The following is a 19,152-nucleotide window of genomic DNA, read 5'->3' as shown; positions in this document are numbered from 1 at the left end:
GGAAGCAGCACAGTCAACTGCTCCGCACCCCGCTCGGCACCGGCCGCGGTCCCTCAACCGCGGCCCGACCAGGGGGTGTCCGGTGGATCAGGGCCGGACACCCCCTAAGGGCCCCTCAGCCCCGGTCGTACGTGTGGAACCCGCGGCCGGTCTTCCGGCCGAGCAGCCCCGCCTCCACCATCCGCTGGAGCAGCGGCGGCGGGGCGTAGAGCGGTTCCTTGAACTCCTCGTAGAGCGATGCGGCAATGGAGGCCACCGTGTCCAGGCCGATCAGGTCGGCGAGCTTCAGCGGGCCCATCGGGTGGGCGCAGCCCAGCTCCATCCCGGCGTCGACATCGGCGGCGGTCGCGAACCCGGACTCGGCCATCCGGATCGCGGAGAGCAGGTACGGGATGAGGAGCGCGTTGACGACGAAGCCGGACCGGTCCTGGGAGCGGACCACGGTCTTGCCGAGCACGCCGGTCACGAACTCCTCGGCCGCCGTGACCGTGGCGGGCGCCGTGTGCAGGGAGGGGACGACCTCCACCAGCGGCAGCACGGGCACCGGGTTGAAGAAGTGCAGGCCGAGGACGTGGTCGGCGCGGTGGGTGGCCATGCCGAGGCGCATCACCGGGATGGCGGAGGTGTTGGTGGCCAGAATGGCCCCCGGATCCTCGACGATCTTGTCGAGGACGGTGAAGACCTCCGTCTTGGCCTCGGCGTTCTCGACGACGGCCTCGACCACGAGCTGACGGTCGGCCAGGGCGTCGAGATCGCCGGTGAAGACCAGCCGGCCGAGGGCGTCCTCGGCGGTGAGGCGGTCCAGCTTGCCGCGCTGGACGGCTCGTTCCAGGGAGATCGCGACCCGTTCGCGGGCCCGGTCGGCGGCGGTGGCGTCCGCCTCGCAGACGATGGTGTGCACGCCGGCCCGGGCGCAGACCTCGGCGATCCCGGCGCCCATCTGGCCGCCGCCGACGACTCCCGCCTTGGTGATGCGCGCGCTCATGCCTGCACCGCCGGGCGGCCGACGAGGTGGCGTGCGTACGCCTCCGTGGTGAAGAAGGCGGGCAGCTCCTTGGCGAGGGCGGTGCGTTCGAAGAGGTCGCGGACCTGGTCGAGGCGGGCCCAGGGATAGGTGGCGCCGAGCGTGGCCAGCTCCTCCTCGAAGAGGCGCTCCACCGTCTCGCGGTCGACTGTCCTGTGCTTGAGCCACTGCCAGATCTGGACCCGGGCGATCTCGGCGGTCGCCGCGTCCTCCATGAGGCCGTTGAGGGCGACGGCTCCCTGGCCGTTGAGCCAGGCGTCGTAGTACCGCAGGGTGATGGCGATGTTGTCGCGCACGCCGTCCGGGGTCGGACGCCCCGCGGTACGTCGTACGGCGACGAGCTCCTCGGCGGTGACGTGGACGTCGTCGCGGGTGCGTTCCAGCTGGTGCGGCCGGTCGCCGAGCACCTCGTCGAAGACGGTCCGGCAGACCGGGACCAGACCCGGGTGCGCGACCCAGGAGCCGTCGAAGCCGTCCTCGGCCTCGCGCTCCTTGTCGAGCCGGACCTTGGCCAGCGCCGCTTCCACGGCCTCCGGGGAGCCGCCGGGGATCTGGGCGGCCATGCCGCCGATGGCGTGGGCGCCGCGCTTGTGGCAGGTGCGGACGAGGAGTTCGGTGTAGGCGCGCAGGAAGGGGGCGGTCATGGTGACGGTCGACCGGTCGGGCAGGACGAAGTCGGGGCGGTGCGCGAAGTTCTTGATCAGGCTGAAGAGGTAGTCCCAGCGGCCCGCGTTGAGGCCGGCGCTGTGTTCGCGCAGCTCGTAGAGGATCTCCTCCATCTCGAACGCGGCGGTGATCGTCTCGATGAGGACGGTGGCGCGGATCGTGCCCCGGGGGATGTCCAGCAGGTCCTGGGCCAGGAGGAAGACGTCGTTCCAGAGGCGGGCCTCGTACCGGTTCTCCAGCTTGGGGAGGTAGAAGTACGGTCCGCTGCCCGCGTCGATCTGCCGCTGCGCGCAGTGGAAGAAGTAGAGGCCGAAGTCGACCAGGGCGGCGGGGATGGGCCGCTCGTCGATGACGAGGTGCTTCTCCGTGAGGTGCCAGCCGCGCGGCCTGACCATGATGGTGGCGGGCCGGTCGGTGAGCCGGTACTCCTTGCCGCTCGTGGTGGTGAAGTCGATGCGGCGGTCGATGGCGTCGATCAGGGTCAGCTGGCCCCCGACGATGTTCTCCCAGGTGGGCGAGGTGGCGTCCTCGAAGTCGGCCATCCACACCTGGGCGCCGGAGTTGAGGGCGTTGACCGCCATGGAGCGCTGGGGCGGCCCGGTGATCTCCACCCGCCGGTCGGTGAGGCCGGGGGCGGGGCGGGCGACGCGCCAGTCGGGGTCGCTGCGGATCGGCTTGGTGGCGCGGGAGAAGTCCAGCGGGGTGCCGCCGCGCAGCAGAGCGGAGCGGCGGCGGCGCTCGGTCAGCAGGTCGAAGCGGCGGGCGGCGAAGGCCGCGTCGAGCCGGGCGATGAAGTCGAGGGCCTCGGGGGTGAGGACCTCCTCGTGCCGGTCGCCCGGTACGCCGAGGACCTGGACGCGGCCGGTCGTGACAAGGGTGGTCATGCGGGTCTCCTCAGCGGGGCGTGGGCGGGGGGGCGGACCCCGGGCGCGGGGGCGGTGGAGCCCCCGCGCCCGGTGGGGGCTGCTAGTGGAACTGCTCCTCCTCCGTGGACCCGGTCAGCGCCGTGGTCGAGGAGGCGGGGTTGATGGCGGTGGAGACCTGGTCGAAGTAGCCGGTGCCGACCTCGCGCTGGTGCTTGACGGCGGTGAAGCCCTGCGCCTGGGCGGCGAACTCCCGCTCCTGGAGGTCGACATAGGCGGTCATGCCCTGCTCGGCGTAACCGCGCGCCAGGTCGAACATGGCGTGGTTGAGGGAGTGGAAGCCGGCCAGGGTGATGAACTGGAAGCGGTAGCCCATCGCGCCCAGCTCCCGCTGGAACTTGGCGATCTGGTCGTCGTCCAGCGCGGCCCGCCAGTTGAAGGAGGGCGAGCAGTTGTACGCGAGCATCTGGTCCGGGTGCTCGGCGTGGACGGCCTCGGCGAACTCGCGGGCCTGGGCGAGGTCCGGGGTGCCGGTCTCGACCCAGATGAGGTCGGCGTACGGGGCGTAGGCGAGGCCGCGCGAGATGACCGGCGCCATGCCGTTCTGCACCCGGTAGAAGCCCTCGGCGGTCCGCTCACCCGTGATGAACTGGGCGTCGCGCTCGTCCACGTCGCTGGTGATGAGGTTGGCGGCGAGCGCGTCGGTGCGGGCCACGATCAGGGTCGGGACGTCCGCGATGTCGGCGGCGAGGCGGGCCGCATTGAGGGTCCGCACGTGCTGGGCGGTGGGGACGAGGACCTTGCCGCCGAGGTGGCCGCACTTCTTCTCGGAGGCGAGCTGGTCCTCGTAGTGGATACCGGCCGCACCGGCCTCGATCATCGCCTTGGTCAGCTCGAAGGCGTTGAGCGGTCCGCCGAAGCCGGCCTCGGCGTCGGCGACGATGGGGGCCAGGTAATCGGTGGTGTCGCCCGCGTCCTCGGCGGTGGCGATCTGGTCGGCGCGCAGCAGGGCGTTGTTGATCCGGCGGACCACGCTCGGCACCGAGTTGGCCGGGTAGAGGCTCTGGTCCGGGTAGGTGTGGCCGGCCAGGTTGGCGTCGGCGGCGACCTGCCAGCCGGAGAGGTAGATGGCCTGGAGGCCGGCCTTGACCTGCTGGACGGCCTGGCCGCCGGTCAGGGCGCCGAGCGCGTGGATGTAGTCCTGCTCGTGCAGCTGGCGCCAGAGCCGCTCGGCGCCGCGCCGGGCGAGGGTGTGCTCCTCGCGGACGCTGCCGGAGAGCCGGACCACGTCCTCGGCGCTGTAGGTGCGCTCGATGCCCTTCCAGCGGGGGTCGCTCGCCCACCGCTGCGCCAGCTCTTCCGCCGTCGTCCTTGCCTGCGCCATGGCGTTACTCCCGAAGTCGTGTGGGTCGATCGTGTGAACGGTGCGAAGTCCTCGTCACTGAGTGACGTGGGGTCCGGGTGCGGCCCACCGGACCTCCGAGGTGGAACGGTAAGCAATGCGCCCGGCGGATCGGTCCGGGATGCCGAGGAGTACGACGTCAGGGCGTGAAATCGTGCTCGGTACCCCGGTCCGGAGCCGGTGTCCGGTGGGCCGCAGGAACAACTCTGGCAGTGGCACTGAGTGCCATCAACCGGGGACGTCTGCCAAGTTCTGCGAATCTTTCCGCGCACTTTGCCAAGGTTGCGAAGGCCTCCTACGGCGTCGTCGCAGCTAGGGTTGTCGATATGTTGACCAAGGTGCGAAGGGTCCCGGCATGAGCAAGACCTACGCGGGCGCACGGCTGCGCAGGCTGCGTGAGGAGCGCGGGCTGAGCCAGGCGGAGCTGGCGCGGATGCTGGCGATCTCGCCGAGCTACCTGAACCAGATGGAGCACGATTCGCGCCCCCTGACGGTCCCGGTGCTGCTGCGGCTGACCGAGGCGTTCGGGGTGGACCCCGGCTTCTTCTCGGAGCGGGACACCACCCGGGTCCTGGCGGATCTGCGGGAGGCGCTCGCCGACGAGGTCGGCGCGGCACGCGTCTCGGCCACCGAGCTGTCCGAGCTCGCCTCCCGGCTGCCGGGGGTCGCCTCCGTCCTCCTCGACCTGGGGCGGCGCAACCAGGCGCTGACGGGACGGCTCGCGGAGGCCGCCGAGCTGCGGGGCGGCGGCGGGCCCGACCTGCCGCGCTCCCCGCACGAGGAGATCCGCGAGTTCTTCTACCGGCGGCAGAACTATCTGCACGAGGCGGACCTGGCCGCGGAGGGGCTGGCGGCGGAGATCGGGGTGCGCCCCGGCGCGGTCGTCTCCGCGCTCTCGGCCCGGCTCACCGAACGGCACGGCATCCGCCTGGCCACCGCCGACGACCGGCAGGACCGGGCCGGGGGCGGCCGGGCCGGGGGCGGCCGGGCCGGGGGCGCACCAGGGGGCCGCCGACCGGCGCGGCACGGCAGCGGTGAAAGCGGCAGGGAGGCGGACACCGGCCGACTGCACCACTACGACCCGGACGCGCGGGTGCTGTACCTCTCCAGCCGGCTCCGCCCCGGACAGCAGGCGTTCCGGATGGCCACCCAGCTGGCGCTGCTCGAGTACGGCCGGGAGATCTCGCAGCTGGCGTCGGAGGACTACGACGAGGGGTCGGCGGTCTGGCCGCTGGCCCGGATCGGGGTCGCCAACTACTTCGCGGGCGCGCTGATCCTCCCGTACCGCGCCTTCCACACGGCGGCGGAGGAGGTCCGGTACGACATCGAGCGCCTCACCGACCACTTCGGGCTCGGTTACGAGACGGTCTGCCACCGGCTCTCCACGCTCCAGCGGCCCCGGCTGCGCGGCGTCCCGTTCTCCTTCGTGCGGGTCGACCGGGCCGGGAACATGTCGAAGCGGCAGTCCGCGACCGGCTTCCACTTCTCCCGCGCGGGCGGCACCTGCCCCCTGTGGAACGTGTACGAGGCGTTCGCCGCCCCGGGGCGCATCCACGTACAGATCGCGTCCATGCCCGACGGGCAGCGCTACTTGTGGACCGCGCGGGCCGTGACGCGCCACCGGGGCGGCTGGGGTGAGCCCGGCAAGACGTTCGCGATCGGGCTCGGCTGCGAGATCCGGCACGCGGGGCGGCTCGTCTACTCCGACGGCCTCGACCTGGACAACGCCTCGGCGGCGACGCCGATCGGAATGGGGTGCCGGATCTGCGAGCGGCTGGACTGCCCGCAGCGGGCGGTGCCGCCGCTGGGGCAGCCGCTGGCCATCGACGAGAACAGCAGCACGTTCGTGCCGTACCCGGTGAAGGGGGCGCCGCCCGCGTAGGCGATGCGCGGTGTGCGGTATGCGCCCCCTTCACCAGACCGGGTCAGGAGAAGCGCAGGGCGATCGTGTCGCCGACGCCGATCACCTTGTTACGGGTGGCCCCGGCGAACGCCGAGCCGTCGGTGGACACCTTCCAGGTCGCCGAGCCGGTGTTGGCCTTGCCGTTGATGGACGTGATGGTGCCCGTCCCGGAGGCGGGGACCACGGAGGTGACGCAGCCGGCCGGGGTGGACGCGGTCGACGCGGCGGCCAGGACGGTGCCGAGGTCGGTCGTGGTGCCGGTGGGGGTGAAGGCGACGTTGCAGACCTTCAGGGTGCCGGTGCCGTCGTCCACGGTGAGCGCCAGCTGCGTCGCCGTACCGGAGGTGAAGCCGGCCGCCGCGACCCACTTGGGTGCGCCCACCGTGACCGGGGTGGGCGGAGCGGCGGTGAAGCCGCCCCCGGCGACGGCGCGCAGGGCGTCGGTGGAGGAGTAGGCGGACGGGGTGGTGTCCGAGGGCTGGTACTTGAAGCCGCCGGCCGGGTTGAACTGGTTGGCGATCAGGAAGTCGATCGGGGTCTTGCCCGCCGGGGTGAGGAAGTCGCCGGTCTGCGGGTTGATGCCGCAGGCGTTGAGGCCGGAGACCGCCCAGCCGTTGGAGCTGGTGTTGATGCCGTACAGGGCGTTGAACGCGCCGGAGCCGTTGACCAGCTTGCTCTTGAGGAACGCCTTGGCCTGGACGATGTCGGGGTCGGTGTTCGGGACGCCGGAGACACAGAGCGCGGCCATGGAGGCGCCCGTCATGTCGATGTCGCCCGGCTTGGCCAGCTCGGTCGCGTTGCCCTCGGCCTTGGCGTAGGTCCAGCCGCCGTCGTTGTGCTGGTTGGCCCGGATGCGGGTGACGATCTTGTCGACGAGCGCCTGCGGTACGCGCTGGGCGCCCGCCTGGGTTCTGGCGCCGCCCAGCGCGAGGGCGGCGAAGACCGTGCCGTTGTAGTTGGCGGACGGGCCGAAGTAGCCGGCCTCGGCGTTCTGCCAGTAGCCGTAGATGTCGGCGATCAGGTTGCGCGAGGCGGAGACGCGGGCCGGGTCGATCCCGGCGGCGTACGCGTTGAGCGTGCCGCGCTGGTAGTCGGTGACGACGGGGGTGGCGGACGGCCAGCCGGGGGTGGAGAGCAGATTGCGGTAGACGGTACGGGCGTTCTTCGTGGCGTCTCCGCCGGGCGTCACGTCCACGGCGGCCGTTCCGGCGGCGGCGAACGCGCTGAAGGCCCACTCGTTGGAGAGCCCGGAGCCCGCGTACGAACCGTCCGCGGCCTGAAGGGTCTTGAGGTACGTCACCCCGTTGGTCTTCGAGGTGGCGATCTGGGCGGGGGTGGAGGTCGCGGCGGCGGGCAGCGCCGTGAGGACGAAGGCCCCCAGGGCAGCTGGGACGACGAGCGCGAGACGGCGAGAGGTGCGTGAGGTGACAGAACGGGGCATGTGCCTGCTCCTGGGATGAGGGGCGCACGGCACCGCACGCCCCCGGATACGCACAGGGCAGAGGTGGGTGGCCGGCGCCCGGACGCGTGGGTACGGCTTGGCTGGTACAGCTGCCAGCAGGGCATTCGGGCTCGGGAACGGCCCCCTGCCGTCCCACACCGCTGCGCGTCAGCCCCGGATTCGCACCGGGTTCCCCCTCGTGGCAGGCCAGGACGCTACCCGAGGCGGCAGGGGCGCGCCAGGGACGGCCGGGGCGCACGGGGGCGCGAAACCAACGAGACTTACACCACCTTGACGGTCTCTTCGAGAGCGTGTTCCAATCCGCCTGATAAGCACTCAGCCTCAGGGGAAGCCGGTCGGAATCCGGCGCTGACCCGCAACCGTAGGCCCGCCACCGCGCGGGCGAGCCGGAATGCCTGGGGCCTGGAATTTCAGCGAGAAGCGCCGTCGCGGACTACGGCGTGGTTCGAACAGCTCCCTGCGGGCGGCCCTTACACGGCCGTGTCTCCGGGGAGCCGTCTACCACGCATGGCCCGCTCGGACGACACGAGGGGCCGTGGTGGGGACCGCACAGCAACATGACCGGCGCGCGTCCGGCAGAAGACTCCTCTCGCTGTTCTCGGCGGCAGCGGTGACCTTCGCCGCGAGCGTGGCCTTCGTCACCGGCGCCGCCCCGGCGGCCGCCGACCCGATCGAGAAATGCACGCCCACCGTCGGCGCCGTCGTGGCCGTGGACTTCGGCCCGTTCGGCGGCGGTGTGGTGCGCGGCTGCGACACCACCCCGACCACCGGGTACGAGCTCCTGCGCGACGGCGGGTTCACCACCCAAGGCACCCAGCACGACGGACCCGGCTTCATCTGCCGTATCGGCAACGCCGCTTTCAACTCCGGTAAGCAGTACCCGACCCCGGCCAAGGAATCCTGCGTCCGCACCCCGCAGGCCACCGCCTACTGGTCGTACTGGATCGCCTCGCCCGGCCAGGCGAGCTGGTCCTACAGCCCGCTCGGTGCCATGAGCCGCACGCCGAAGGCGGGCGACGTGGACGCCTGGGTGTACGGCGGCACGGACGTCGGCGGCACCACCGGCCGGCCCGCCTTCACCCCTGACGACGTCCGCGCGAAAGGGGGCACGCCGGACCCGTCGGAGACCCCGACGGACGGCCCGAGCGTGCCGGTCGGCAAGATCGACGTGCCGGCCGCCGCCCGCTGGGTGACCCAGCAGCTGCACGACGGCAGCCATGTCGTGGACGAGGGCTCCGAGACCCCGAACTACTTCCTCACCACCGAGGCCGCGTACGCGCTCGCCGCCGCCGGCGGCAGGAGCCCGGCCCTGGACAAGGTGGTGGCCCGCCTCGCCGCCGGCACCGGGGAGTACGCCTACGCGGCGGGCCCGAAGGAGGCGCCCGACGCCACCGCGGCGGCCCGGCTGGCGCTGGTCGCGTCGATCACCGAGGGCAACCCGCGCGACTTCGGCGGGCACGACCTGCTCGGTGACCTGGAGAAGAACGTCTGCCGGTCCGGGCCTGCCCCGGGGTGCACGGCCAAGGGCGACTTCGCGGGTGTCTCGTACGGTGACGGCCAAGCGCTGGCCGTCCTGGCGCTGCTGCGCGGCGGCATCGTGCCGCCCGCCGACACCGTGACCCGGCTGACCCAACTGGTCTGCGAGGACGGCTCGGTGACCAGCATCCTCATCGGCCCCGGTGAGAACTGCGACGGCGACCCGATGACCACCGGCCTGGTGGCCCTGGTCCTGGACGAGGCGGGCGGTCACGACGCCACCGTCGCCAAGTCCGTCGCGTATCTGAAGAAGGCTCAGCTCAGGAGCGGCGCGTTCCCCGCGTTCAACGGGTCCACCGTCGGCTCCGTCCCGGCCACCGCCTATGCCGCGCAGGCGTTGCGCGCGCTCGGTCAGGTCCGTGCGGCCGATACGGCGGTCTGGTGGTTGTCGCGGGAGCAGCTCGCCGAGGGAGGCTTCGGGTTCGACGAGGGGGCCGAGGAGGCCGGGCTCTACGCGACGGCCCCCGCCGTGCTGGCGGGCAGCGGCACCGACCTGGTCACCCTGACCACGAAGGTGCCCGAGCCCACGAAGCCGCCGACCACTCCCCCGACGACGACACCGCCGCCCACCACGACGCCCCCGCCGCCCGGTGAGGGCCCCGACCTCAAGAAGGGCGTCGCCTACATCACCAGCCCCGCCAACCTCCGCCAGGGCCGGTTCTACCTGGCGGACGGGTCCACCACCCGGGCCGACTTCGGCCTCACCATCGACGGCGCCTTCGCGTTGGCGGCGACGGGCCACGACAACAACGCGCTCCGTACGGTCGTCGACTTCCTGGACCAGGGCGGGAGGGACTTCGAAGCCCGTACGGTGCACGACTGGACCAACGCGGGCTCCGCGCACGCCATGGGCGGCTCGATGGGCAAGGCGGCGGTGCTCGCGCAGGTCGTCGAGCGCGACCCGCGCGACTTCGGCGGCAAGGACCTGATCGCCGGTCTCGCCGACGCGGTCTGCACCGCCAAGAGCCCGTTGCCGGACCGCAGTTGCACCGACAAGGGTGCCTACACCTACGCGATGTCCGTCTTCGGCCAGTCCCTCGGCGTCATCGCCCAGGTGCGGGCGGGCCAGACGAAGGCGGCCGAGGCCCCGATCGGCTATCTGGCCGGTCTCCAGCACCCCTCGTCGGGCGCCTGGCCGAGCCTGATCCCGCCGACGGGGGACGCGGACGTCGACTCCACCGCGATGGCGGCGATGGCTTTGGACCTGGTCCCCGGCGACGCCCACGCGGCGGCCGTGGACAAGGCGCTGGCCTGGATCGCCTCGCGGCAGCTCAAGGGCGGCGGCTTCCCGGGCGCGTCGGGCACCTCGGTGAACTCGGCGGCGCTCGCCGTGCAGGGCCTCTCCCTGGACGCCGAGAAGTACGGCGAGCAGATCGCGAAGGCCCGGAAGTTCCTCGCCTCGCAGCAGAACGCGGACGGCGGCTTCAACGTGGCCGAGAAGGGGCAGCGAGGCTCCAATGTGCGCGCCTCGACGCAGGCGGTGGGCGGCGCGACGGGCATCTCGTTCGGCGTGCTGACCCGCAGCCTGGACGGTACGACACCGAATCCGCTGCCGTCCTCTTCCACCGCCCCGGTCATCGTCACGCCCGGGGACAGCACGGGCTCCACCGGCGGTCCGGGCATCGTGAACACGGACGGTCCGGGCGGCGGCGGGGGCAGCCTCGCGTCGACCGGCGGGCAGGCGCTCGGCCTGGCGGGAGCGGCCGCCGCACTCGTCCTGGCGGGCTGGGGCACGGTCGTGGCCGCGCGCCACCGTCGTACGGCCATGGGCGGTGACCTGTGAGAACCCGCTTCCGCCGGGCCGTCGGCCACGCCCTGGCCGTACTCGGCCTGACCGGCGCGGCGCTCCTCGCGCCCGCCTCCCCGGCGACGGCCGCCCCGCAGCCGATCGGCCGGTGCACGACCTCGTCGGGCGTCGTCCTGGCCGTCGACTTCAGCCACTGGGGCGGTCCCGTCTACCGCTCCTGCGGTACGACGCCGACCACGGGCTACGAGCTGCTCAACCAGGGCGGCTGGCAGACCACCGGCACCGGCCACGACGGGCCGGCGTTCATCTGCCGGATCGGCTACAGCGGCCACCAGGGTGGCAAGCAGTACCCGACGCCCCAGCAGGAGGACTGCGTCCTCACCCCGCCCGCCTCCGCCTACTGGTCGTACTGGCATGCGAACCCCGGGGAGAACACCTGGGAGTACAGCCAGCTCGGCGCCATGAGCTACCGGCCCCGGCCGGGCAGCGTGGACCTGTGGATCTTCGGCGGGACGGACATCGGGGGCACGAAGGGCCGCCCGACGCTCACGCCGAACCAGCTGCGCGCCCACAACTCCCGCCCCACGGGCGGTGATCCGGCACCCCAGCCGAAGCCCAAGCCCGATCCCGTACGGACGGATCCGCAGCAGCCGGGCGGCGGCGTCCCGGCCCCGCCGCCACCCGCGGCGGCCCCGTCCAAGACGGCGACGGCCTCCCCTTCGCCGTCTCCCTCCGCGAGCGCGACCCCGTCCGCCTCTCCCTCCCCCTCCCCCAGTGCGTCGGCCTCCTCCTCCGCATCCGCCTCGCCGAGTGAGGCGGTGGCGGCACCGGACAAGGGCGCGAAGGTGGTGGACGCGGCCCCGGCGGCGGACGCGGAGCACGACTCCGGCTCGGTGGTGCCCATCGCGGCGACGGCCGGTCTCGTGGCGGTGATCGGCGGCGCGGCCGTGTTCGCCGCGAAGCGCCGCCGCCGTGCGGAGTAGCGCCCGCGTGACCCGTACCGCTGCTGCCGAGCCCGGTCCGCCGGTGTCCCCCGCCCCTGGGCCGGACACCGGCGGACGGCGGCTCCCGCGTACCCTGCATCCGCTCGCCTGGTGGATCTGGGCGCTCGCGCTGGCCACGGCCGTGAGCCGGACCAACAACCCGCTGCTGCTCTTCCTGGTGCTGGCGGTGCTCGGTTACGTCATCACGATGCGGCGCACCGAGGCCCCGTGGGCGCGCGGCTTCAAGTACTACCTGTATCTGGCGCTGACGGTCGTCGCGATCAGGGTGGTCTTCCGAGCAATCTTCGCCACCGGTATGCGACCGACGGACCACCACCTCTTCTCCCTCCCGCACATCCCGACCCCCGACTGGTACGCGGGCATCCAGCTCGGCGGCCCGGTCTCCCTGGAGGCACTGCTGTCGGCCGCCACGGACGGACTCCGGCTCGCCTGCATGCTGTGCTGCATCGGCGCGGCGAACACCCTCGCCAACCCGAAACGGGCGCTGCGGGTGCTGCCGGGCGCGCTGTACGAACTCGGCGTCGCCGTAACGGTTTCGATCAGCGTCGCCCCTCAACTGGTGCAGAGCGTCCAGCGGGTGGCGCGCGCCCGTCGCCTGCGGGCCGGGCGGAACAAGGGGTTGAAGGCGCTGCGCGGCATCGTCGTGCCGGTCCTGGAGGACGCGTTGGAGCGGTCGCTGCGGCTGGCCGCGGCGATGGATTCGCGTGGTTACGGGCGGGCGGGTTCAGCGACGCCCGGCTCGCGGCGCCTGACCGGGGCGCTGATGCTGCTGGGCATGTGCGGGCTCTGCGCCGGGGCGTACGGGCTCCTCGACCCGACCGCGCCCAAGCTGCTCGGGCTGCCCGCGCTGGCGGCCGGTTCGGTGCTCTGCCTGGCCGGGCTGCGGCTCGGCGGGCGCCGGGTGACGCGGACGACGTACCGGCCCGATCCGTGGCGGTCCGCGGAGTGGGCGGTGGCGTCCTGCGGGGTGCTGTCGGCGGTGCTGCTGTTCGTCAACGTGGGTTACGACCCTGCTGAGTTGAACCCGTCCATCTATCCGCTCAGCTGGCCGACGCTGCCGCTCGTCCCGGCCGCGGCCATCCTGCTCGCCGGGGCGGCCGGGTTCCTGGCTCCGCCGCCGAGCGCGCCCGTCCCGTACGTCTCCGCACCGCGCACAAGCACCCCCACAGGCACAAGCACAAGCACACGCACACGCACACGCACACGCACCGAGGACGCCGCATGATCACCTTCGATCAGGTCACCGTCGAGTACGACGGGGCCGCCGAGCCGGTCCTGCGGGAGGTGAACCTGGAGGTCGAGGAGGGCGAGCTCTGCCTCGTGGTGGGCCATACAGGTGTCGGCAAGTCGACACTGCTGGGTGCGGTCAACGGGCTCGTGCCGCACTTCACGGGCGGCACGCTGTACGGCACGGTCACCGTCGACGGCCGCTCCACCGCCGACCACCCGCCCCGCGAGCTCGCCGATGTCGTCGGCGTGGTGGGCCAGGACCCGCTGGACGGTTTCGTCACGGACACGGTCGAGGAGGAACTCGCCTACGCGATGGAGCAGTTGGCGATCTCCCCGGCGGTGATGCGCAAGCGGGTGGAGGAGACCCTCGATCTGCTCGGGCTCGCCGATCTGCGTCACCGGGCGCTGTACGAGCTCTCCGGCGGGCAGCAGCAGCGGGTGGCCATCGGCTCGGTGCTGACCGCGCACCCCCGGGTCCTGGTGCTGGACGAGCCGACGTCCGCGCTCGACCCGACGGCGGCGGAGGAGGTGCTGGCCGCGGTGACCCGGCTCGTCCACGACCTGGGGGTCACGGTGCTGCTGGCCGAGCACCGTCTGGAGCGGGTGGTGCAGTACGCGGACCGGGTCATCCACCTTCCGGGCGACGGGCGCGTGGTCTCCGGCGCACCGGCGGACATCTTCACCACGTCGTCGATCGCGCCGCCCATCGTGGAGCTGGGCCGCGCCGCGCGCTGGTCACCGCTGCCGCTGTCGGTCCGGGACGCCCGCCGGGCCGCCGCCCCGCTGCGCACCGCCCTGGCGGCCACCCCGCCCCCGCCGGTCCGCCCGGTGCCACAGGAGCCGGGGGCGGCCCTGCTCACGGCGCGCGGGGTCACGGTGGCGTACCGGGGTGTCGCGGCGGTCCGCGAGGTGGACCTCGATCTGCGGGGCGGAGAGATCACCGCGCTGATGGGCCGCAACGGCTCGGGCAAGTCGTCGCTGCTGTGGGCGCTCCAGGGCTCGGGGCCGCGCAAGTCCGGTACGGTACGCGTCGATCGTGGATCCGCGGATAACTCGCGGGACCCCAAGTCGCTCCCCGCCGCCGAGGCCAGACAACTCGTCGGTCTGGTCCCGCAGACCCCGACCGACCTGCTCTACCTGGAGAGTGTCAAGCAGGAACTCGACCAGGCGGACACCGAGTCGGCTGTACGGGAGGGCCCCGGGCCCTCCGCCCGCGCGATCCTGGACCGGCTGGCCCCCGGCATCGACGGGGCCACGCACCCGCGCGACCTGTCCGAGGGCCAGAAGCTGGCGCTGGTCCTCGCCATCCAGCTGACGGCGGCACCCCGGGTCCTGCTGCTGGACGAGCCCACCCGGGGACTCGACTACCGGGCGAAGACCCAGCTCATCGCCATGGTCGACGAACTGGCCGCCGAGGGGCGGTCGGTGGTGATCTCGACTCACGACGTCGAGTTCGCGGCCCGGGCGGCGGACCGGGTGGTCGTGATGGCGGAGGGGGACATCGTCGCGGACGGCCCGACCACCGAAGTGATCGTCGCCTCCCCCGTCTTCGCCCCCCAGGTGGCGAAGATCCTCTCACCCCTCCCATACCTGACGGTCGATCAAGTCGTCTCCGTGCTTCCGGCCGAGGAGGCGGGCACGTGACAGAACTTCCACCCCTCACCGACCGCTCGGCCGGCGCCATCCGCATCGGCCCGCGCGCCGGAATCGTCATCGCCCTGGCCGCCTTCCTCGGCCTGGTCGCCTTCTTCTGGCCGTTCCTGGTCGCCCCGGGGCGCCTGGGGGCCAACTACGCCCCGCCCCTGATCTTCGGCGTCCTGCTCGTCCTCGTCCTGTGTGTGGTGATCTCCGAGATCGCCGAGGGCGGCATCAACTCCAAGGCCCTGGCGATGCTCGGGGTGCTCTCCGCCGTCAACGCGGCGCTGCGACCGCTCGGGGCGGGTACGGCGGGCATCGAGACGGTGTTCTTCGTCCTGGTCCTGGCGGGCCGTGTCTACGGTCCGGGCTTCGGCTTCACCCTGGGCTGCACGTCCCTCTTCGCCTCGGCCCTGATCACCGGCGGGGTCGGCCCGTGGATGCCGTACCAGATGTTCGGCTGCGCGTTCGTCGGCATGCTCGCGGGCCTGCTGCCCCGCGCCACGGGCCGCCGCGAGGTGATGATGCTGGCGGTCTACGGATCGCTCTCCGGCTATCTCTTCGGCTTCCTCCTGAACCTGTCCTTCTGGCCGTTCTCGGTGGACCCGAACAGCTCCATCGCCTATCTCCCCGGCCTACCCTTCACCGAACAGTGGCAGCGCTACCTCGCCTTCGACGTGGCGACCTCCCTCGGCTGGGACACCGGACGGGCCGTCACGAACTTCATCTGCATCACCCTGGCCGGCCCCGCCGTGCTCACCACGTTCCGCCGGGCTGCCCGCAAGGCCCGCTTCCGGGCCCCGGTGCGGTTCGCGGAGCCGAAGGCGGAGGGCCCACGGTAGATTCGGGGACACCGCAGGAACGGGGATCACTTCTTTGGGGGAAGTCGTGGACTGGGGAACGCTCGTCGCGACGGTCAGCGGTGGCTTCATCGCCATCTCGGGGACCGTACTGGCCGACCATCTGCGTCGGCGCCACGAGAACGACCGCGAGGCGGCGGAACGACGGCGCGCGGTGTACATCGAGTTCATCTCGGCCGTCGGGGACTGCCACTCCCGGCTGCGCCAGATCGCCCAGGACCAGGACGCCGCCACCGACCCGGACGGGGCCGCCCGCGCGGCCCTGAGCGAGACGGCCGTCCATGAGGTGCGGGAGCGGTTCTTCATCGACGCGTCAGCCGATGTGGCCGGCGCGGGCCAGGCTATGTTCGCGCAACTGCGTGCGGTCCAGCGTGTGGTGGGCACGGGCGCCGGGCACACGTCCGCAGCCTTCCACGAGGCCTACCACCCCTACCTGGACCGGGTCTGGGCCTACCGGGTCGCGGTGCGCGAGGAGTTGCAGGACCGGACGTTCTCGCCCGCTTCCTTCGGATGGGACGACTGGGACGGCAAGGATCGCTGCCCGATCTGCCGGGATGAGCTGACGATGGGGGCGTGAGCGACGATGACCGTACAAGACGACCGCCACTTTTCCGCCCGATCCCGAAACGGTTGCAGCGCAACTTGAGATGCGATAAGCCGACAATAGCCGCGAGTGGGCGGTGTGCCCGTAGCTTCTCGGGGTGGCCATGCACGCTAGCCAGCCTCTCCGCGTTCCCGTCGGGACCGACGCCGAGCGGTGGAGCACCTTTCACGGCGAGAAGACCCCTGGTTGTAGCGGCCCGTACGGTGACCTCGACCGTCCGGGTCCTCGAATGCCTGCCCGCACTCCTCCGCGGGGACGGCCGGGTCACCGTCGTCTTCGCCCATGACCCCACCTCCGCGTTCAACGACGGGGTGCTGGACCTCCCGCACGACGCGGGCTGCCGGGTCATCCCCTGGGAGCAGGTGGGCCACGCCGAGCCCGACCTGATCCTCACCGCCAGCGAGAACATCGACGTACCCGAAGGCCACTGCCCCGTCCTCGTACTGCCCCACGGCATCGGCTTGCAGAAGCAGGTGCCGGACTCCCGTGCGTCCGGTGACCGGCTGTCGGGAGTCGTGCCGGACAGCCTGCTGGAGTCCGGCAGGGCCTGGCTGGCCATCTCGCACCCGGGGCAGGAGGAGCAGCTGCTCTCCACCCATCCGAAGGCGGCCGGACGCACGCTGCTGGTGGGCGACCCGTGCTACGACGAACTGCTGGGCAGCGCGGACCGGGCGGCCTCCTACCGCCGGGCGCTCGGCGTGCCGACCGGCACCGGCTGGTGGTGCTCAGCTCGACGTGGGGGCCGACATCGCTGATCGGTCAGGACCCGGGGCTGGCGGCCCGGGTGCTCGCCGCGCTGCCGTACGACGAGTTCCGGGTCGCGGCGATCGTCCATCCCCATGTCTGGTCGGGGCACGGTTCCTGGCAGATCCGCAATCTTCTGGCGCCCGCGCTGGACGCCGGGCTGATGCTCGTCCCCCATATCCACGCCTGGCGGTCGGCCCTGGTCGCGGCGGATGTGGTCGTGGGCGACCACGGGTCGGTGACCTTGTACGGTGCGGCGCTCGGCAAACCGGTCCTGCTGGGGGCCTACGGGAGCGAGGCCGTCCCCGGCACGGCGGTGGCCGCGCTCGGGCGGGCGGCCCCCCGCCTCGACGTCCACGGTGATGTGCGCGAACAGATCGTGTCCGCCCTCGCCACGCAGCGGCCGGAGCGCTTCGCCACCGTCGCCGAGGGCGCCTTGGACCGGCCCGGACAGGCGCTGCCCCGACTCCGTACCGCGCTCTACGACCTGCTGGGCCTGGCCGAGCCGGTGCCCGCTCCCCCGCAGGAGCGGTTCCTCGCCGAGCCCGAGGAGACGGGCACGCGGGTCACCTCCTGGACGGTCACCACGACCGCCGCACCCGATGCGGTCACCGTGCGCAGGCAGCCGGCGGCGGTGTCGCGGCACGGGGAGGACGGCCCGGGCGGGATCGGTCCGGGCGAGGACGTGGCCGCCGGACGCTTCCGTCATCTCGCCTGCGATGAGCGGGAGCCGGACCGGCGGGTGCTGGAGAGCGCCTCGGTGCTTCTGCGCGGCGCGCCGCCCCTTCCGCCCCGGTGGGGCTCGGGTGGGTCTCCTCCAGCAGGCTGGCACCGGTCAGCGCCTCCAGGGCTTCGGCGGTACGTCGCGGGTCCAGGCCCGCCGCTACCGCGGCGACCCCGGCGTCAAAGGTGGGGCCCGGGTGCCAGCCCATCAGGCGGTAGGGGCGGGCCGGTTCCGGGGCGAGTTCGCGGTAGACGAGATCGAATGCGGCGGCCACGGACCGTTCCTTTCCGAGGGACATTCCTGCCAGTCGGCGCGGCTCCGCGGCCAGCTCCGCCGCGAGCGCCGCCAGGGTGAGGCGCGGCCGGGCCACCAGCCGCCCGGCGACCACGTGCAGCGCCACCGGCAGCCCCGCGCAGAGCTCCACCAGGCGCTCGGCCGACGCCGGGTCGGCGGCGGCCTTCTCCGCCCCGCACCGGTCGGCGAGCAACTCCAGGGCGCTGTCCCGGTCCAGCGGCTCCACGGCCATCAACCGGGCGCCGTCATCGACGAGTTCCCCGAGCCCGCTGCCGCCGGCCACCACGAGGAAGCTGCCCTGCCCTTCGGGATCAGCGCGGCGGCCTGGCCGGGCTGGGAGACGTCGTCCAGGAAGATCAGCAGTCGCCGGTCGGCGGACAGGCTCCGCAGGAGCCGGACCCGGTCCACGAACGAGGCCGGAATGCAGGCGTCATCGACGCCGAGGGACCGCAGGCAGCACCGGGCGGCCTCGGAGACATCGGCCCCCGCCGTCTCTCCCCGCAGACTCGCGAAGTCCACGTAGATCTGTCCGCCCGGGAACCGCTCCCGCCCCTGTTCCGCCCAGCGGGCCACCAGCGCGGTCTTGCCGACGCCGGGCGGACCGTGCAGCACGGCGAAACCGACGCCGACGCCGTGCTCCTGGGGTGCCTGCCTCCTCCAGGGCCGCGAGGCTCTCGGTCCGGTTGATGAACCGCACCATCAGTGGCGGGATCTCGTCGGGGGTGACCCGCACACCGGTCGGGGGCGCCTGCTGGACGGTGTACGTGATGCCGCCGTGGATCGTGGCGGCCTGGACGACCGGGCCGTGGATGGTGCCGGACAGGTCGTTGCGCGCGTCGATGTGCCTGGGCCGGTGGCCGCCGGCGCCCGGGGTGGTCACGTGGTGCCCGGTTCCGGCCGGGGCGCTGCCGTACCTCCGCTGTGGAAGGTCAGCCCGGAGATGTCGTGCCCCTGGATCACCTGGCTGTAATAGGTGCCCCCGTTGGTGCTGTTGTTGACCGTGACGGTGGGTCCTGGGGCCTGGTGGGGGGCCAGTTCGTCCAGCAGGTCCCTGAGCTCCCCCGCTGCCTCCGGGTTGTCGCGCAGGGCCCTGCGGAGCCTGACCCGCCAGGCGGCCGCGATGTCCTCGGCGCTCTCCTCGTCGCCGCTGCGGCGGGCCGCGATCAGCTCATCGCGGGACTCCTCCAGCTCGGCGTCGACCGCCTCGCTGTCCTCGCCCCGCGCCAGGAACCGGGCCAGCCGCCCGCGCACCTGCGACCAGGCCTCGGTCGCCATCAGCCCCACGAACGTCGTCGCGCCCGATGCCGCCAGTGCCGTCAACTCGGCTTCCATCGGCCCCCCTCTGTCTCACCCGTCACCGTACGGGCACGTAACCCGCCACTGGTGCAACCGTAGAGAGCGAACACTCCCGTCGGAAGCCGAATCGGGGGCGCGGCGCGGTGCAGTTCCAGCCA

15 protein-coding genes and 1 riboswitch are annotated in these 19,152 nt (G+C 72.6%); of the genes, 8 read left to right on the top strand and 7 right to left on the bottom strand.

Translation table 11 applies throughout. The features are described 5' to 3' along the window. Positions 1–115: 115 nt before the first annotated feature. The 3 genes from R2B67_RS34760 to aceA form a co-directional block, all read right to left on the bottom strand. Entirely contained in the window at positions 116–985 is an 870-nt protein-coding gene (locus R2B67_RS34760) for a 3-hydroxybutyryl-CoA dehydrogenase (protein WP_317824565.1), read from the bottom strand. After that, positions 982–2,574, bottom strand: a complete 1,593-nt coding sequence (gene aceB / locus R2B67_RS34755) for a malate synthase A (protein ID WP_317824563.1) — start codon at positions 2,572–2,574, stop codon at positions 982–984. The genes R2B67_RS34760 and aceB overlap by 4 nt, the downstream gene beginning before the upstream one ends. 82 nt (positions 2,575–2,656) lie before the next feature. Continuing rightward, positions 2,657–3,937 carry an isocitrate lyase gene (gene aceA, locus R2B67_RS34750; RefSeq protein ID WP_317824561.1) on the bottom strand — a complete coding sequence of 427 codons (1,281 nt, stop codon included), beginning with the start codon at positions 3,935–3,937 and terminating at the stop codon, positions 2,657–2,659. Between the two features lie 373 nt (positions 3,938–4,310). Here aceA and R2B67_RS34745 point away from each other — a divergent pair, with 373 nt between their 5' ends. Beyond that, positions 4,311–5,837: a short-chain fatty acyl-CoA regulator family protein gene (locus tag R2B67_RS34745; RefSeq protein ID WP_317824560.1), complete on the top strand. Its 1,527-nt coding sequence runs from the start codon at positions 4,311–4,313 to the stop codon at positions 5,835–5,837. Between the two features lie 43 nt (positions 5,838–5,880). On the opposite strand, the gene R2B67_RS34740 is transcribed toward R2B67_RS34745, so the two are convergent. Then, a complete protein-coding gene (locus tag R2B67_RS34740) occupies positions 5,881–7,299 on the bottom strand; it encodes a hypothetical protein (RefSeq protein WP_317824554.1) in 1,419 nt (472 codons plus the stop codon). Between the two features lie 119 nt (positions 7,300–7,418). Next, a riboswitch (cobalamin riboswitch) is annotated at positions 7,419–7,495 on the bottom strand. A gap of 363 nt (positions 7,496–7,858) precedes the next feature. On the opposite strand from R2B67_RS34740, the gene R2B67_RS34735 reads away from it, so the two are divergent. The 7 genes from R2B67_RS34735 (at position 7,859) to R2B67_RS34705 (ending at position 16,691) form a co-directional block, all read left to right on the top strand. Further along, entirely contained in the window at positions 7,859–10,639 is a 2,781-nt protein-coding gene (locus tag R2B67_RS34735; protein WP_317824547.1) for a prenyltransferase/squalene oxidase repeat-containing protein, read from the top strand. Continuing rightward, a complete protein-coding gene (locus tag R2B67_RS34730) occupies positions 10,636–11,586 on the top strand; it encodes a hypothetical protein (RefSeq protein WP_317824545.1) in 951 nt (316 codons plus the stop codon). Before R2B67_RS34735 ends, R2B67_RS34730 begins: the two co-directional genes overlap by 4 nt. A 7-nt stretch (positions 11,587–11,593) precedes the next feature. Continuing rightward, entirely contained in the window at positions 11,594–12,832 is a 1,239-nt protein-coding gene (locus tag R2B67_RS34725) for an energy-coupling factor transporter transmembrane component T (RefSeq protein ID WP_317824543.1), read from the top strand. After that, positions 12,829–14,481, top strand: a complete 1,653-nt coding sequence (locus R2B67_RS34720; RefSeq protein WP_317824541.1) for an ABC transporter ATP-binding protein — start codon at positions 12,829–12,831, stop codon at positions 14,479–14,481. The genes R2B67_RS34725 and R2B67_RS34720 overlap by 4 nt, the downstream gene beginning before the upstream one ends. Beyond that, positions 14,478–15,314, top strand: a complete 837-nt coding sequence (locus R2B67_RS34715) for an ECF transporter S component family protein (RefSeq protein ID WP_317824539.1) — start codon at positions 14,478–14,480, stop codon at positions 15,312–15,314. The genes R2B67_RS34720 and R2B67_RS34715 overlap by 4 nt, the downstream gene beginning before the upstream one ends. 46 nt (positions 15,315–15,360) lie before the next feature. Beyond that, entirely contained in the window at positions 15,361–15,909 is a 549-nt protein-coding gene (locus R2B67_RS34710) for a CchlQ (protein ID WP_317824536.1), read from the top strand. Between the two features lie 230 nt (positions 15,910–16,139). Continuing rightward, a complete protein-coding gene (locus R2B67_RS34705; protein ID WP_317824535.1) occupies positions 16,140–16,691 on the top strand; it encodes a membrane protein insertase YidC in 552 nt (183 codons plus the stop codon). 597 nt (positions 16,692–17,288) lie between these two features. Here the strand turns inward: R2B67_RS34705 and R2B67_RS34700 are convergent. From R2B67_RS34700 to R2B67_RS34690, 3 genes are all read right to left on the bottom strand, one after another. Next, on the bottom strand, positions 17,289–17,981 hold the full coding sequence (locus R2B67_RS34700) for a hypothetical protein (RefSeq protein ID WP_317824534.1): 693 nt from the start codon (positions 17,979–17,981) through the stop codon (positions 17,289–17,291). Continuing rightward, complete coding sequence (locus tag R2B67_RS34695) at positions 17,930–18,310, bottom strand: hypothetical protein (protein WP_317824533.1); 381 nt, start codon at positions 18,308–18,310, stop codon at positions 17,930–17,932. Before R2B67_RS34695 ends, R2B67_RS34700 begins: the two co-directional genes overlap by 52 nt. A gap of 264 nt (positions 18,311–18,574) precedes the next feature. Then, on the bottom strand, positions 18,575–19,030 hold the full coding sequence (locus R2B67_RS34690) for a hypothetical protein (RefSeq protein ID WP_317824532.1): 456 nt from the start codon (positions 19,028–19,030) through the stop codon (positions 18,575–18,577). Positions 19,031–19,152: the final 122 nt, after the last annotated feature.

This window comes from Streptomyces cyaneofuscatus (assembly GCF_033109485.1).
Taxonomy (GTDB): domain Bacteria; phylum Actinomycetota; class Actinomycetes; order Streptomycetales; family Streptomycetaceae; genus Streptomyces; species Streptomyces cyaneofuscatus.
Note: the sequence above shows the minus strand (reverse complement) of the source record. Positions and strands in the feature narration are given on the sequence as shown.